At 36.6% G+C, this 1,260-nt stretch carries 1 protein-coding gene; it reads right to left on the bottom strand.

From position 1 onward, the window contains the following. Positions 1 to 157: 157 nt before the first annotated feature. A complete protein-coding gene (locus AC1DPQ_RS28085; protein WP_477611616.1) occupies positions 158 to 1,045 on the bottom strand; it encodes a DUF4349 domain-containing protein in 888 nt (295 codons plus the stop codon). Between the last annotated feature and the right edge of the window lie 215 nt (positions 1,046 to 1,260).

Genomic DNA, 1,260 nt, shown 5'->3' with positions numbered 1-1,260 from the left:
CCGAAGGAGAGCGAATAACGATGATAGGTCACGAGGTATCGTCATTCCCAACTTGATTGGGAATCCTAATGCTATAAACTTTAAGATTCCCGCCTGCGCGGGAATGACGATCGATTATTTAATCTGTCATTGGTAGCGTAGTTGAAGGAATAGATTCTTACTGCCTAGCCTGATCAATCATATTTTTAGTCGCTTCATCCATTGCTAATTTATTCTTACGAATAAAATATTTTATAGTGAAGAAGATTGCAATACCTACTAATATCAACATCCATAAATTTGAAATTGCGATGATGATTTCTTTAAAAATTGTCCAACCATTTACAATACCCAACCAAAGTCTGTTAATAAATGCCGGACGGTAGTCGTACAGATTGTCATTGGCAACAATCATTGTTTTAACGGTGTTATCCTGATAAAAATTAAGGGTAATGGTACTGAATTTTACACGGCTATCGATTTGCATATTCTCGATTTTCCTATCTACATAATCGTCTTTGATATAAAGAGATGATTCGACATTGGCACTTTTTTTTGAGGCTACTTTATTGATCTTTTCGATCGCATCGACTCGGTTCTGTGCCTTTAGTTTATTGGCTAAATAAGCAATGCTTTGATCGTCCATCTTCATCGATTGGTTATCTACAAAAACAGCCATTTTTGCGATGGTATTGGTAAATTCGTCTAGTTTATCAGATGGAACCTTAGCCACCAGATAACCTTGCGTACGATAGGAGGTAATTTCTTTTAACGAATCAGTAGATTGTTTAACCTTATCGGTTTCCTGGATGGAGCTTTCAATAGAAAACTCAGCCACCGTACCTCCTTCCGCTTTAATGGCTTTGCTGAGCTGTTCTTTGGTGTTTTGAACATTTTTAACCCTAAAACGCATATCAGCAGTTTTAATAATTTTTTCGGCTGGCAACTCTACTGTAGCAGTAGTATCTGCCATACTTTCTTTGTCAGTACTGGCGTAATCTTTTTTTTCGGCGTTACAGCCMAATAGGGCCAAAATTATGGCTATAGCAATAATATTCCTTTTCATGATTGTGTGTTTTTAAATAAATAATCATTTTAAATATTTGCTTCAAATGGCCATAAGAAGTGCAGCGTTTTGGTTAGCTTTTAACGCTGTGTTTCCCTTAATACCAGAATTATATTTAGGTAACCCAATACTGAGTTTAGCCTAGTAAGAAGGGAGTTTGGAAGGGTTTTTCGGTTATTATAAACCTCGCAGGTTTTGAAAACCTGCGAGGTTTG

This window comes from Pedobacter sp. 01T416_2, from assembly GCF_056398925.1.
The sequence above is the reverse complement of the archived record's forward strand: the minus strand, read 5'-3'. Positions and strand labels throughout refer to the sequence as shown.